The organism is Neotamlana sedimentorum (assembly GCF_000943565.1).
Classification (GTDB): Bacteria; Bacteroidota; Bacteroidia; order Flavobacteriales; family Flavobacteriaceae; genus Neotamlana; species Neotamlana sedimentorum.
On sequence record NZ_JTDW01000004.1, the window covers coordinates 415091 to 429656 of the forward strand.

The 14566-nt window shown below is 33.8% G+C and carries 13 protein-coding genes; 6 read left to right on the forward strand and 7 right to left on the reverse strand.

All coding sequences use genetic code 11. The features are described from left to right. The first annotated feature begins 152 nt into the window (after nt 1-152). The 3 genes from rlmD to PW52_RS06725 are packed head-to-tail and all read left to right on the forward strand — an operon-like array spanning nt 153 to nt 2901. Nucleotides 153-1604, forward strand: a complete 1452-nt coding sequence (rlmD, locus tag PW52_RS06715) for a 23S rRNA (uracil(1939)-C(5))-methyltransferase RlmD (protein ID WP_044632148.1) — start codon at nt 153-155, stop codon at nt 1602-1604. A 3-nt stretch (nt 1605-1607) separates the two neighbouring features. Continuing rightward, entirely contained in the window at nt 1608-2150 is a 543-nt protein-coding gene (locus PW52_RS06720; RefSeq protein WP_044632149.1) for a DUF6452 family protein, read from the forward strand. Beyond that, nucleotides 2122-2901 (forward strand): DUF6048 family protein, encoded by a 780-nt coding sequence (locus PW52_RS06725; protein WP_240475156.1) that lies wholly within the window; start codon nt 2122-2124, stop codon nt 2899-2901. Before PW52_RS06720 ends, PW52_RS06725 begins: the two co-directional genes overlap by 29 nt. Nucleotides 2902-2984: 83 nt before the next feature. Here PW52_RS06725 and glyA read toward each other — a convergent pair whose 3' ends face one another. Then, complete coding sequence (gene glyA, locus PW52_RS06730) at nt 2985-4256, reverse strand: serine hydroxymethyltransferase (protein WP_044632150.1); 1272 nt, start codon at nt 4254-4256, stop codon at nt 2985-2987. Between the two features lie 203 nt (nt 4257-4459). On the opposite strand from glyA, the gene fahA reads away from it, so the two are divergent. Then, nucleotides 4460-5743 (forward strand): fumarylacetoacetase, encoded by a 1284-nt coding sequence (gene fahA / locus PW52_RS06735; RefSeq protein WP_044632151.1) that lies wholly within the window; start codon nt 4460-4462, stop codon nt 5741-5743. 108 nt (nt 5744-5851) lie between these two features. Here the strand turns inward: fahA and PW52_RS06740 are convergent, their stop codons facing one another. The 3 genes from PW52_RS06740 to ytxJ are packed head-to-tail and all read right to left on the reverse strand — an operon-like array spanning nt 5852 to nt 8332. Next, nucleotides 5852-7537: an RluA family pseudouridine synthase gene (locus tag PW52_RS06740; protein WP_044632152.1), complete on the reverse strand. Its 1686-nt coding sequence runs from the start codon at nt 7535-7537 to the stop codon at nt 5852-5854. Further along, nucleotides 7524-7931: a gamma-glutamylcyclotransferase family protein gene (locus PW52_RS06745; RefSeq protein ID WP_044632153.1), complete on the reverse strand. Its 408-nt coding sequence runs from the start codon at nt 7929-7931 to the stop codon at nt 7524-7526. Before PW52_RS06745 ends, PW52_RS06740 begins: the two co-directional genes overlap by 14 nt. An 11-nt stretch (nt 7932-7942) precedes the next feature. Beyond that, nucleotides 7943-8332, reverse strand: a complete 390-nt coding sequence (gene ytxJ / locus PW52_RS06750) for a bacillithiol system redox-active protein YtxJ (RefSeq protein WP_044632154.1) — start codon at nt 8330-8332, stop codon at nt 7943-7945. 193 nt (nt 8333-8525) lie between these two features. Between ytxJ and clpB the strand changes: the two genes are divergently transcribed. Further along, entirely contained in the window at nt 8526-11132 is a 2607-nt protein-coding gene (gene clpB / locus PW52_RS06755) for an ATP-dependent chaperone ClpB (protein ID WP_044632155.1), read from the forward strand. A gap of 324 nt (nt 11133-11456) precedes the next feature. After that, a complete protein-coding gene (gene deoC / locus PW52_RS06760) occupies nt 11457-12215 on the forward strand; it encodes a deoxyribose-phosphate aldolase (protein ID WP_044632156.1) in 759 nt (252 codons plus the stop codon). Here the strand turns inward: deoC and PW52_RS06765 are convergent. The 3 genes from PW52_RS06765 to pxpB are packed head-to-tail and all read right to left on the reverse strand — an operon-like array spanning nt 12212 to nt 14566. Continuing rightward, complete coding sequence (locus PW52_RS06765) at nt 12212-12952, reverse strand: DUF6503 family protein (protein WP_044632157.1); 741 nt, start codon at nt 12950-12952, stop codon at nt 12212-12214. The two genes, deoC and PW52_RS06765, sit on opposite strands and share 4 nt — an antisense overlap. Before the next feature lie 41 nt (nt 12953-12993). Continuing rightward, nucleotides 12994-13842, reverse strand: a complete 849-nt coding sequence (locus tag PW52_RS06770) for a 5-oxoprolinase subunit C family protein (RefSeq protein ID WP_044632158.1) — start codon at nt 13840-13842, stop codon at nt 12994-12996. Beyond that, nucleotides 13835-14566, reverse strand: coding sequence for a 5-oxoprolinase subunit PxpB (gene pxpB, locus PW52_RS06775; protein ID WP_044632159.1), 732 nt, complete (start codon nt 14564-14566; stop codon nt 13835-13837). Before pxpB ends, PW52_RS06770 begins: the two co-directional genes overlap by 8 nt.

The following is a 14566-nucleotide window of genomic DNA, read 5'->3' on the forward strand; positions in this document are numbered from 1 at the left end:
ATCAATTATTTAAACTTACATCTGTACAACAAAAAAGGATGCCGTTTCAATCCTTTGCACGAAAACTTGCGATAAATATTTAAAACTTCAGTATTAAAAAAAATTAGTAAACCAAAATATAAAAATCGCAATGGCTTCATTACTTTTGCAGCATGCCAAGAAGAGAACGAAATAAATTTGTAAAACGCGGACAAGTCATCGAAATACTAATCGAAGACTACGCCTTTGGAGGCAAAGGTATTGGCCGTATTAGGAATGAGCATGGTGAATTTGTAGTTTTTGTACCAAATACACTACCAGGACAATTAGTTAAAGCTCAGATAAAAAAAACAAGCAAAAAATACGCCGAGTGTAAACTGTTTGAAGTTTTAAAATCATCAGACGACGAAATTGATAGTCCGTACCAAGATATTCCTGGTGCGCCTTACATAAAATTACCCATCGAAAAACAACACGAGTATAAAAAACAAAGTACGCTCGAATTGTTTAAGCGCATTGGTAAGGTGACAGATATCGAAGACAAATTCGATGAATTTATTAACTCGCCAAACACCTTTCATTACCGTAATAAAATGGAATATGGCTTTTCTGCCATTGGTTACAATCATGAATTAAAAACAGACGTAGACGAGTTTACCCTAGGATTTAAAAAACGAGGTACATGGTGGTGTGGCGATAACTTAAATAACGATTCTGGTTTATTTGATGGTCAACTTGAAAACAACCTTAAAAACATAAGAGCATACTGCCAAAATACAGGTTTAGCACCTTGGCACGCGCCAAAAAAAGAAGGTTTTTTTAGGTATTTTGTAGTTCGAAAATCTTATAAAACCAACATGTTATTATTTAACCTAGTAACTACGTCTTACGATTTACCAAAGTTTAGTTTAAACAAATTTGCCGAGTATTTAACGGAACTATTTGGCGATCGAGTTGCAGGCTTTTTACATACAATAAACGACGAAATTGGCGACCGTACCATTGCCACATCTGGAAGCATTAAGTTAATTTATGGTGAAGATAAAATAGTTGAAGAATTATTAGGACTAAACTTCGAAATTAGCATGAAAAGCTTTTTTCAAACCAATCCTAAAAGTGCCGAAAAACTATACAGTAAAGTGGTAGAATATGTACTTGAAAAACAGGAGTCTGTAGATAATTCTGTGGTGCTAGATTTGTTTTGCGGCACCGGAACCATTGGACAAATTATTGCCAATAAAGCCAATAATACTAAAATTGTAGGTGTCGATATTGTAGCTTCTGCTATCGAAGATGCTAAAGAAAACGCCAAACGAAACAACATTGAAGGCTTAAAGTTTTATGCCGCCGATGTGGGCAAGTTTTTAAGCGAACACCCCGAATATAAAAACAAAATTGAAACCATTGTTTTAGATCCTGCTCGTGCAGGTATTGCGCCTAAAACCTTAAATAAAATAATAAACCTAAATGCAGAACGTTTGGTTTATGTATCTTGTAACCCTGCTACGCAAGCTCGAGATACCGAACAACTTATGCTAGCAGGTTATCAAATAAAAAAAATTAGTTTAGTAGACCAGTTTCCGCATACAGCACACATTGAAACTGTAGTTTTATTCGAGAAATAAATTATGAAGAAAACCGTAATTTTTATAATACTAATTGTTGTTTTAGCCATAAGTTGTGAAAAAGATGATATTTGCGCTGATGGCACTGCTACAACACCAAGTTTAGTTATTGATTTATACGATGCCTCTAGCCCTGAAGATTTAGAATTCGCATTCGATTTACTTATCTATGGTATTGGCAGCAACACCGACAGCGTTCTAACAGACTACGAAATTGTTGATGTAAACCAGTTGGTTTTACCTTTAAAAACCCATGAATCACCAACTCAGTTTGTATTAATATCGGATGCATATTTAGATGATAACGGCACCGAAGATGACGACACCGACGATTTTTACACAGGCAGTAACCGAGACACGATTACTGTTGGCTACGTACTTTCGGAAGAATATGTATCTAGAGCCTGCGGTTACCGAACCATTTATACAAACATAACCCTAACTATAGAACCAGACGACGATAACTGGTTGCTATCTAGAACACCTTTAACAGACGATCAAATTATTGATGACGAAGATGAAGCACACTTTAGCATTACACATTAGTATAGCGTTTTCTTTGTTAGTTATTTGCGTAAAAACCCAAGCGCAAAACAATCAAAATCCGCCAAAACCAAAACCGGAAAAAGAACTAATAAAAAAAACGAACGATACGGTAATTAAAACATCCGATTCTACCGCTGTTAAATTAAAGTATGGTTTACGCGCTGGTATTGACTTAAGTAAAATATTACGTTCGTACTTAGACGACGATTACAAGGGTTTTGAAATTTTAGCAGATTACAGACTTAAACCAAACTTTTACATTGCTGGAGAACTAGGTTTTGAAGACAAAACAACCATTTCGGATTATCTGGATGTTACAAGCAAAGGATCGTATTTAAAAGCGGGTATCGATTTAAATGTTTACCAAAATTGGCTCGATATGGACAACTTGGTATATTTTGGCTTTCGTGTTGGCGCAAGTACTTTTAACCAAACAATAAATAATTTTACTATTTATACAACAGATCAATATTGGACGCCTCAACTTACATCGACCGACGCTACAGAATACAGCGGGTTGACCGCTTTTTGGGGTGAAATTATGCTTGGTTTTAAAGTAGAACTTTTAACTAATTTGTATTTAGGAGCAAACGTACAATTAAAGTTTTTGGCTAGCGAATCTAGTATCGATAATTTTGAAGTACTCTACATTCCTGGTTATGGAAAAACTTACGATAGTGGCCTAATTGGTGCCGGATACAGCTATTTTTTAAGTTACCGTATTCCGTTATTTAAGAAGGCTAAAAGTTAAAATTGAAAGACTAAAAAAATATTTAAATAAAAAAAAGTCCTGCTTTTCAGCAGCACTTTTTTATTATCTATATACAAGTAAAATTAAACAAACAACGGTTTGTCTTTCATCATAGCATTAACTTTAGCTTTTACAGCTTCTAAGGTTGCTTCATCTTCAAAGTTTGTAATAACTTCATCAATTAAATCAACAATAGCAGTCATATCGGTTTCTTTTAAACCTCTTGTTGTAACAGCAGCAGCTCCTAAACGAATACCAGACGTTACAAATGGCGATTTATCATCAAAAGGAACCATATTTTTATTGGCAGTGATATCTGCTTTTACCAAAGCTTGTTCCGCATCTTTACCAGATACATTTTTATTTCTTAAATCGATAAGCATCATGTGGTTATCTGTACCACCCGAAATAATGTTATAATCTTTAGCTACAAGAGCATTCGCCATAGCATTGGCATTTTTCTTAACTTGTAATTGGTAGTTTAAAAAATCGTCTGTTAAAGCCTCACCAAATGCAATTGCTTTCGCTGCAATAATGTGTTCTAACGGTCCACCTTGATTTCCTGGGAAAACGGCAGAATCTAAAAGTGACGACATTTTACGTAAGCTTCCATTTTTTAAAGTAATTCCAAAAGGGTTCTCAAAATCTTTCCCCATCATAATCATTCCACCACGTGGTCCACGTAACGTTTTATGTGTTGTTGTTGTAACAATATGACAATGTGGTAACGGATCGTTTAAAATACCTTTAGCAATTAAACCAGCAGGATGCGAAATATCGGCCAATAAAATAGCACCTACACTATCTGCAATTACTCTAAAACGTTCAAAATCAATATCACGAGAATAAGCAGAAGCACCAGCAATAATTAATTTTGGCTGTTCTTTGGTTGCAATCTCTTGAATTTTATCATAGTTTAAAACACCTGTTTCTTGCTCAACGCCATAAAAAACAGGACTATATAATTTACCAGAAAAGTTTACTGGAGACCCATGTGTTAAGTGACCACCGTGAGATAAATCGAAACCAAGAATTTTATCACCTGGCTTTAAACACGCATGATAAACAGCTGTATTTGCTTGACTTCCAGAGTGCGGCTGAACATTTACATATTCGGCTCCAAACAAGGTTTTAGCTCTATCGATAGCAATTTGTTCAACTTCATCTACCACTTCACACCCACCATAATAGCGCTTACCGGGGTACCCTTCGGCATATTTATTAGTTAAAACCGAACCAGCAGCTTCCATAACTTGTTCACTTACAAAATTCTCTGATGCGATAAGTTCTATACCATGAAGTTGGCGCTCCTTTTCGGCTTGTATAAGTTCAAAAATTTGTTCGTCGCGTTGCATAATCTTTTTGTTTCTTTTTTATTGAAGTGCAAAAATAGAAAATACATTAGTTATAAGAGCCAAAAAACTCATAATTCCCTTTAAGTTTTTAACCAATTTATTAACTTTTTGATAAATTTTAATTTTTAGCATATTTTAACAATTAAAATGAAAATTTTATGTACGTTTGAATAGAGATTTGTATAATATTTATATTTTTAGTTATGTCACTTTCAGCCAACAATCCAGATAGAAAGTCGTGGTTACACGTCGATAAGAATTCAGATTTTCCAATTCAAAATATTCCTTTTGGAGTGTTTTTAACACGTGACGATATTATTACAATTGGTACACGAATTGGTGATACAGCTATAGATTTAGGAGCTTTACATCAGTTAGGTTATTTTGATGATATCCCGTTAACTGATGATATTTTTCTACAAGATACGCTCAACGATTTTATTGCCGATGGCCGTAAAACTTGGCGTGCTGTACGAAACAAAATTGCTGAAATTTTTGATGACAATAACGATATATTAAAACAAAACAAAAAACATAAAGAAATTGTTTTATTTAGACTGGATGAAATTGAAATGCAATTACCTGTTCAAATAGGTGATTTCACAGATTTTTACTCAAGCATAGAACATGCAACCAACGTGGGTAGCATGTTTAGAGATCCAGAAAATGCATTGCTTCCAAATTGGTTACATATTCCAGTTGGTTACCACGGCAGAAGCTCGTCGGTTATTCCTTCTGGCATTCCTGTGCATCGTCCGCAAGGGCAAACCTTACCTGGAGATGCCACAGAACCTGTATTTGGACCAAGTAAATTAGTAGATTTCGAATTAGAAATGGCATTTATTACAACCGCTGCTAACGATTTAGGTGAACCCATTCCTATTGATGAAGCTGAAGAATACATTTTCGGATTAGTATTGTTAAACGATTGGAGCGCTCGCGATATTCAAAAATGGGAATATGTGCCTTTAGGACCATTTTTAGCTAAAAGTTTTGCTTCGTCTATTTCGCCTTGGATTGTTACACTTGATGCTTTAGAGCCATATCGTGTTGAAAGCCCTAAACCTAAAACTAATCAATTAAAATATTTAAAATATAAAGGCAAAAAAAGTTACGATATAAATTTAGAGGTTTCTATACAACCGCAAGGTGCTAAAGAAACGGTAGTGAGCAACTCAAACTTTAAATATATGTACTGGAATATGGTACAACAATTAGCGCACCACACCGTAAATGGATGCCCAGTTAATTCGGGTGATATGATGGGAAGCGGAACCATTTCGGGACCAACACCAGAGTCGTATGGCTCGATGTTAGAACTTACGTGGAAAGGTGAAAACCCAATAAAAATGGCCGACGGTAGTGAACGTAAATTTATTAACGATAACGATACGGTTATAATGCGTGGCTATTGTGAAAAAGAAGGCACCAGAATTGGTTTTGGTGAAGTTTCAACTAAATTACTTCCTGTTTTTAAGAAGAAATAGTATTAAACGCTTTCTTCAATTTAATATATATATTAATTATAAAATGATTTTTGATACTGGCGAAGATTTAAAACTCAAACTAAAAGATATTTTAGCTAATCAGCAGTTTTAAAATGGCGCTTTACAAGTTATCGCCATTTTAGTTTTACTCACGGGGTGTTCAAACTCTAAATACTCTGCATGTAGCATGAGTCTTTCATCGTGTGTTCCGTATAAATCATCTCCAACAATTGGTATGTTTAAGCCATTACTATGCGCTGCGTGTACGCGTAATTGGTGGGTTCTTCCTGTAATTGGATAAAAATGAATCCGCGTTTTGCCATTGCTAACTTCTACAACTTTGTAAATAGTTTTTGCTAGTTTTCCATGCTCGTAACACACTAATTGTTGCGGACGATTATCTAAATCGACACGAAGTGGTAATTCGATTTCACCAAATTTTCGAGAGATTTCTCCGTTTAAAATAGCAACATAACGTTTTTTTACTGTTCGGTTTATAAATTGTTTCTGAAGCTTTTTATGAGTTCGTTCGTTTTTAGCGATTAACAAAATGCCCGAGGTCGACATATCTAAACGATGCACTAATAACACTTTATTATCTGGTAAATATTCTTGCATTTTGGTTTGTACCGAAGCCAAACTCGTTTTTCCCGGAACCGATAAAAATTCGGGCGGTTTATTAAGCAGCAATAAATAGTCATCTTCAAATACAATTTCTAAAGGTTCATCGAGTTTTTTTTCTTCTAGAATTGGATTATCTTCAACCTGTAAACCATGCATCATATGTCCTAAAATTGGTTCACATTTACTTCGGCATGACGGATAAAATTGTTTGTGTTTTCTAACCTCAGATTTTGGAGAAGCTCCCCACCAAAACTCTGCCATAGCAATAGGTTTTAACTTATTTTCGTAGGCGAACTGAAACAGTTTAGGCGCAGCACACTCACCCGCTCCTGCTGGTGGCACACGTAAGGTTGTATTTTTAAAAATATCGAGTAAATCTTTAGTTTCGCCTCTTGCATTTAAAAATTTATATTGTTGATGTATTTTTTTTTGAAGCGCTGCCGATTTAGTTTTTCGGCGTTCTTTTAAATCCTCCAATTTCGTTTCATACTCCGAGAATGCTGATTTATAAAAAGCTAATTTTTTCTCGCAACCAACCCATAACATCTTTAATTTAATGTTGTATTGAATGCTTTCATTTTTAAGTTTTTCTAATAAAACCTCGTAAGCTTCAGCCGATAATTTTTCCGCTTCAGTAATTCTTAACTGTTTACGCTTAGCTTTCTCCTCTTTAATCGTTTGTTTTAAAGCCAGTAAATCGGCTTCATAATTTGCTAAAAGCTTTTTTATTTGCGCTTTAATTTCAATAAAACCATCGGAAGTTTCAATACATTCAATCTCATAATTAATTTCGTTTAGCTCCTGCTCTCCTATTTTATAAAACCCATCGGGATCGAGCGTATCGAAAACAGTTGACACAAACCCTGGAACTTTATTGCTTTCTGCAAGTTTTCCAGAAAAAGCCGCTAAATATCCCAAATCGCCGTCCTGATTTTGCACAACCATAACCCCAAACATTTTACCTATCACTAAGCCTTCAGCCTTTGCTTTTAGCCCAAAATTATGATTTAAATCGGCGGTTTCTAAATAAGTTTGTAAATCCTTAGCCGCCAAAACACTCAATTCATGAGGCGTATAATAAAACGGAAATGTAAATTTTTCTGGTAATTGCGGAGCCTTCTTTAAATTTAAAGTATGAAAAAAAGTATTGCTAAAACTAAAATGCGCCATGGTTTAAGAAATCGCCAGATAAAATGCGTGTAGCTTCATCTGTTTTTTGGTTGTAAATATACATCCAAGCATTATAATCAATCCCTTTTTCGGTATAAATTCTATTTTTTTGTCTGATAAATAAACTAGAAGTGGCATTATTACTATTGTAGCCTTCATAATCATCTAAATGCGCGAGAACATTTTCAACATCATGCAACTTCACCAAAGTTCCATAAATTTTTTCAGTTTGGTTTTCGCTTAAAACAGCCCCAGGAAACCATGTTATTTTATAAAGTTTTCCAATACAATATGCGCGACCAAGGTGTGTTGAATTCGCTATTAAAAATTTGGACATGGCATTATTAGCACTTTGTAACAATGTTCCGTAAACAAAAAGATAACTTGAAACCAATTTGTGCTGTTTTATATAAACTGCTCTAAGTCTAAATCGTTAATAGCGCCATGAGAATCGTGAGCAACAGTTATCCCATTTTTAATTACAATTAATTGAGGCGATTGGTGCATAACTTGAAATTTATATCCCACTTCATCTGAAACGTTTCTGTAATTCAACAAATCCAAATAATATAAATCGGCTTGTGCTTCGCTAAAACTATAACTGTTTTTAAATCCTCTTAAAACCATACTACTTATACCACAACGCGTAGAATGTTTAAAAATAATTTGTGGTTTTGTTTTCGATTTTTCAGCAATAATATCGAGTGTTTCTATATTGTCTAAAGGAATCCAAGGCAGTGCATTCTGCTCATTTTCTTCATTAGTTCCTCCAAATATTTTATTAAATAATCCCATAAATAGCTTCTATATTTTTATATTATAATAATTGTCGATTATTTCTCTAAAACTTACAAACTGACTAAAAGTCAGATGTTTTCAAGCAATTTACGTCATTATGTCTTACTTTTTGCATTGGTAAGGTTATTGACTTTTACTCTGTGAAAAAGAAAAAAAAATCCGCGTACAGCGAAAATAAAATTTTAAACCTATGAATTTTAATAATTATACCATAAAATCGCAAGAAGCTATACAACAAGCGCAGCAAATTGCTCAAGGTTTTGGGCATCAACAAATTGAAAACGAACACCTTTTTAAAGGAATTTTAGAGGTAGACGAAAACGTTTTACCGTTCTTATTAAAAAAATTAAATGTTAATGCTTCCATTTTACAGCAAGCTTTAGACAAGCAACTGGAAAGCTTCTCTAAAGTTTCTGGAACCGACATCATGCTATCGCGCGAAGCAGGAAAAAGCCTGAACGAAGCTTCGATTATTGCGAAAAAAATGAACGACGACTTTGTTTCGATTGAGCATTTGTTATTAGCCATTTTTAAATCGAAGAGTAAAATAGCTCAAATGTTAAAAGACCAAGGTGTTACCGAAAACCATTTAAAAGCGGCTATCGAAGAGCTTCGAAAAGGAGAAAATGTTACTTCGCAAAGTCAGGAAGACACTTATAATTCGTTATCAAAATATGCAAAAAACCTAAATCAGTTAGCAAAAGACGGCAAGTTAGATCCTGTAATTGGTCGTGATGAAGAAATTAGAAGAATCCTTCAAATTTTATCCCGTCGAACCAAAAACAATCCTATTTTAGTTGGTGAACCTGGAACTGGTAAAACAGCCATTGCCGAAGGTTTAGCACACCGAATTATAGACGGAGACGTACCAGAAAACCTAAAAGAAAAACAAATTTTTGCTTTAGATATGGGCGCGCTCATTGCGGGAGCCAAATATAAAGGCGAATTTGAGGAGCGTTTAAAATCGGTAATAAAAGAAGTAACTACAAGTAACGGCGACATTGTGTTGTTTATTGATGAAATACACACGCTTGTTGGTGCTGGTGGCGGTCAAGGTGCTATGGATGCTGCCAATATTTTAAAACCAGCTCTTGCGCGTGGCGAACTTAGAGCTATTGGTGCAACCACTTTAGATGAATATCAAAAATATTTTGAAAAAGATAAAGCCTTAGAGCGTCGTTTTCAAAAAGTAATAGTTGATGAACCCGATACCGAAAGCGCCATATCTATTCTTCGAGGTATTAAAGAAAAATACGAAACACACCATAAAGTGCGTATAAAAGATGAAGCTATTATTGGCGCAGTAGAGTTATCTACGCGATACATTACCAATCGATATTTACCAGATAAAGCTATTGATTTAATGGATGAAGCGGCATCAAAACTTCGCATGGAAATTAATTCGAAACCAGAAGAATTAGATGTTTTAGATAGAAAAATAATGCAGCTTGAAATTGAAATTGAAGCTATAAAACGTGAAAAAGATGAAAGTAAATTAAAAATTTTACGAAGCGATTTAGCCAATTTAAAAGAGCAACGTAACGACATCAATGCCAAGTGGAAAAGTGAAAAAGAAGTAGTTGATAATATACAAAACACCAAACAAGATATTGAAAACTATAAACTTGAAGCTGAAAAAGCAGAACGTGATGGTGATTATGGCAAAGTAGCAGAATTACGCTACGGAAAAATAAAAGAAGCCCAAGAACAACTTGAAATTTACCAGAAGCAGTTGCAAGAACATGCTGAAAATTCGTTAATTAAAGAAGAAGTAACTTACGATGATATTGCCGAAGTTGTTGCTAAATGGACAGGTATTCCTGTTACAAAAATGCTGCAAAGCGAACGTGAAAAATTACTAAATCTTGAAAACGAATTACATAAGCGTGTTGTGGGGCAAGAAGAAGCCATTGAAGCTGTAAGTGATGCCGTTCGACGCAGTCGCGCAGGTTTACAGAATCCGCAAAAACCAATTGGAACCTTCTTGTTTTTAGGAACTACTGGCGTTGGTAAAACCGAATTAGCAAAAGCCCTAGCCGAGTATTTGTTTGATGATGAAAACGCGATGACCAGAATTGATATGAGCGAATACCAAGAACGTCATGCCGTAAGTCGTTTGGTTGGCGCACCTCCAGGATATGTTGGTTACGACGAAGGCGGACAACTTACTGAAGCAGTGAGACGTAAACCTTATTCTGTCGTACTACTCGATGAAATTGAAAAAGCGCATCCAGATACATTTAATATCTTATTGCAAGTTTTAGATGAAGGTCATTTAACCGATAACAAAGGCCGCATAGCAGATTTTAAAAACACTATTATAATTATGACTTCTAATATAGGAAGCAATATAATACAAGAACGTTTTGAAGCTACAAAAGATATAGATTCGGCTATAGAAGCTGCGAAAGTTGATGTTTTAGGTCTTTTAAAACAAAGCGTTAGACCTGAGTTTTTAAACCGTATAGACGACACTATTATGTTTACGCCTTTAACCAAGGACCATATCATTAAAATTGTGGGTTTACAACTTAAGAGTGTTACAAAAATGATTGCACAACAAGGCATTACTTTTGATGCAACACAAGAAGCCGTAAATTATTTAGCAGATAAAGGTTACAATCCTGAATACGGAGCGCGACCTGTAAAACGAGTTATTCAAAAAGAAGTACTCAATGCTCTTAGTAAAGAAATTTTGGCTGGTAAAGTTACCACAGATAGTATTATTTTATTAGATGCTTTTGATGACCAATTGGTTTTTAGAAACCAAGGTGATTTAGTGACTCAAAATGCTTAAAAACAGATATTATGTTTAGCGAAATTTTAATTTTTCGATAAAACACACTTAAAAGTAATCGAATTTTAAATTATAAGAATTCGATTACTTTTTTAATTTACCAATATCTCTTATTGATTATCAATAAATTACTATCACAAAGTACTAAAACCACAATATCCTAAAAATAAATCAACATTCTGATGTTAATAAAAATGAACAATCTTCGACAAACGGTTGCCTTTTATCTTTAATTTAGCATCATAATAGCAAATCATCAGTTAGTAATTCTATACTAGTGTATTGCTGTTATACGTTATAATATTAATACCCTATAGAGAACTAATGAATATATCACATTTTATTGATTATACCCTTTTAGAACCCTCAACTACCGAGCACGAAATTATAAATCATTGCTATAGTGCCAGAAAAAACGGGAATTACGCAGTTACAATAAACAGTTGCTATGTCCCTTTAGCCAAACAATTGCTAGCTGACAGCTCTATAAAAACCTGTGCTACCGTTGGATTTCCTTTTGGGTTTTCCGACACTAAAACCAAAGTTTTCGAGGCAACCAATGCTTTAAACAATGGTGCAGATGAAATTGACATGGTTCTAAACCTAGGTTACTTAAAAAGTAGAAATTATGTATCGGTTTTAAAAGATATTTTTGAAGTAAAACGTGCTATTGGAAATACACCATTAAAAGTAACTATTGAAATTTCCGAATTAACCAAAAATGAAATTATAAAGGCCTGCGAAATATGCTTAGATGCCCGAGTAGATTTTATTAAAACCTCAACTGGATTTTCGAAAGGTGGTGCTACATTAACGGCTGTGAAAATTATTAAAAAGACTGTAAAAAATAAAATAAAAATAATTGCATCAAGCGGAATTGACGATTATGAGTCTATTTTAAAATACATTGAAAGTGGTGCCGATTTAGTAGGAACCTCAACAAATGTAATGCAGGTTAACAAAACGCAACAAGCAAGAAATTCTAAAATATTTAAACAGTATATTGATAATTTAGAAGATAAAAACTCTGAAAGTAAAGAAAGAGATTTTACCCAAAATTCGGAAAATAAAGTTAAATTTTAAAACGCAACTTGTACGTTTTCTAGTTCTATTTTAGACACTTCTGTTAATTCGTTTTTTTCGAATAGAACGTCTAAATTTTCAATTAAAACATCATTTAAATTAGGTTTGTAATTAGTGTAATTTACAAACCTAATTTTATTTATAAACCGTTCGTTATAAGCTTCTCTAAACCTATAACCTCTTCCGGTAGCTTCAGCGTACGAATAGGCTAAGTAATCAACAAAAAATGTGTTCTTATTTATCCAATAAATAAACTCATCATCAAAATCTTCACCACCGCCTTCTTCATTAAATGTTACTTTTATTTTATAGTAAGTTTCACCTTTAATTTCAGTTTCAGCTAAAAACTTTTTATTCACAGCCTCATCATTTAAACCATAAGGCAACACCGAAAAATAATGTACAGAATTCACAGAGCTTGAATAAGCATCGGCCTTCTTTTTATCAACCTCAACTAAAGTATCATTAATATATCTTTTAAAACCAGAGTTGTTTAAAACATCCTTTACTACACCTGTAGAATCGTTAAAAACACGCTGAAACTCAAACTTACCTCCTGCCCGTTTTGCTTTGTAATGCTTGTCTCTAAAATCGAAGTCTAGAACCGCATTTTTAAGTTTTTCGCCTCCAGATTTTAATATTGATGTATTTATAATTTCGTTAGCATTAGGTTGTTCTGTTTTACAACTAAAAGCTAAACAAGTAATAATTAAAATGATGATATTTTTATAAGACATGATGGTTCGTTTATTTTAAAAGTCGGAAAAAATGATGTAACCTAATATTTTAAGTTGAAAGTAATTTTTTGCTGAGTAAATTTCTGAGATAAAACACTAATTGAAGCTTCGCTAAGCTGTAAAACTCTGGGATAACCACCTGTGGTTTGGCAATCGCGCATTAAAATAATGAGTTTTCCTGCTGGTGTTAATTGCACCGTACCTGGTAAAACTAAAGATGTTATAATGGGTTTTAAATTATTAGGAAGAACTTCGTTTAATTGATATGCCATACGGTTATTATCTTTTGAAATACTAAATTCTTGCGATAATAATTGACGTTGCTGTTCCTTGGTTAGTAAATTAAACTCGGGACCTTTAAACACGTTTATATTGGGATTTTCTAGATAGGCATCATTAAACTTAATGGAAGCGAATGCAGGTTTAAAGCTAGTGTTTAAATCATCAAACTCTAGTTCATCATTATTTTCTAAAACATATGTTTTTGTGATACCAGAATACATCGATTGACTTCCCAATACTTTATTAGATTTTATTCCGCCTAAAACTGCTAAATAACACCTAAACCCCTTTTGTAGTTTACCAAAAGACAAAATATCTCCTGAATTTACAGCAACAGCCTTATTTATAGTAATGGCTTTGTTATTTAACCTAGGCGACATGTTTGCGCCAGAAATAGCCATTAATGTTGGTTTGGTAAACAGAAGTTTTGCTCCTAGCATGGTCATTTCTAAAACAGCTGCATTAGGTTTGTTGCCCAAAATTGCATTAGCAAAAGTGGCTGCTTTTCTATCCATGACTCCAGAAAATGGCACACCAAATTCTTGATAGTTTTCACGACCAAAGTCTTGCACAGTGGTAAATAAACCTCTATTTATTACTTTAATCATTAATCACCTCGCTTTCTATAATATAAACATCATGTTTAACTAAAGTTTTAATATCTAAAAACTCTTTTTTAGAAACCGGAATAAACTTTATACCATCTCCTGCTCTAGCAAAACAAGGCTCACTTTTATTTGCGTTAAAAAAATTAATAGGTGTTTGCCCAATAATATTCCAACCGCCAGGGCTATTGCTTGGGTAAATTCCAGTTTGATTTCCACCAATTGCGACAGATCCTTTTTCTATTTGTAAACGTGGTGTCGCTTTTCGAGGTGTTTCTAAAGCTTCATCTAATCCGCCTAAATATAAAAACCCTGGTAAAAAACCAATAAAATAGACTTTGTAAGTAACTTGCGAATGCTTTTCAATTACCGTTTCACTAGATAGACCTTTTTCGTTTGCTACATGTGCTAAATCTATACCAAAAAACGGGTCGTAACACACAGGTATTTTCCAAATTTTATTTTGAAATGATATGATTTCTTTTTCAGATTGATAAATACTTTTAAGCGTAGTTATTAAACGTTCAACATCTGCAATGTTATTTTTAAACTGAATTAATACGGATTGATACGCGTGTTTTATCACCGTAATTTCAAACATTTCTGAAGCTTTTATTTTCGCTTTAAATTGTAAAACATCATTTAAAATATCTTCATCAATGGTTTTAGGCCATTCAATTAAAATGGAACGTTCGTTAAATTGCTTATATGTTAAATTATAACTCAT

Excerpts from the sequence above, each read along its gene's own strand:
- rlmD (WP_044632148.1), top strand. The coding sequence starts at position 153 with ATGCCAAGAAGAGAACGAAATAAATTTGTAAAACGCGGACAAGTCATC.
- PW52_RS06720 (WP_044632149.1), top strand. The coding sequence starts at position 1,608 with ATGAAGAAAACCGTAATTTTTATAATACTAATTGTTGTTTTAGCCATA.
- PW52_RS06725 (WP_240475156.1), top strand. The coding sequence starts at position 2,122 with ATGAAGCACACTTTAGCATTACACATTAGTATAGCGTTTTCTTTGTTA.
- glyA (WP_044632150.1), bottom strand. The coding sequence starts at position 4,256 with ATGCAACGCGACGAACAAATTTTTGAACTTATACAAGCCGAAAAGGAG.
- fahA (WP_044632151.1), top strand. The coding sequence starts at position 4,460 with ATGTCACTTTCAGCCAACAATCCAGATAGAAAGTCGTGGTTACACGTC.
- PW52_RS06740 (WP_044632152.1), bottom strand. The coding sequence starts at position 7,537 with ATGGCGCATTTTAGTTTTAGCAATACTTTTTTTCATACTTTAAATTTA.
- ytxJ (WP_044632154.1), bottom strand. The coding sequence starts at position 8,332 with ATGGGATTATTTAATAAAATATTTGGAGGAACTAATGAAGAAAATGAG.
- clpB (WP_044632155.1), top strand. The coding sequence starts at position 8,526 with ATGAATTTTAATAATTATACCATAAAATCGCAAGAAGCTATACAACAA.
- deoC (WP_044632156.1), top strand. The coding sequence starts at position 11,457 with ATGAATATATCACATTTTATTGATTATACCCTTTTAGAACCCTCAACT.
- PW52_RS06765 (WP_044632157.1), bottom strand. The coding sequence starts at position 12,952 with ATGTCTTATAAAAATATCATCATTTTAATTATTACTTGTTTAGCTTTT.
- PW52_RS06770 (WP_044632158.1), bottom strand. The coding sequence starts at position 13,842 with ATGATTAAAGTAATAAATAGAGGTTTATTTACCACTGTGCAAGACTTT.
- pxpB (WP_044632159.1), bottom strand. The coding sequence starts at position 14,566 with ATGAGTTATAATTTAACATATAAGCAATTTAACGAACGTTCCATTTTA.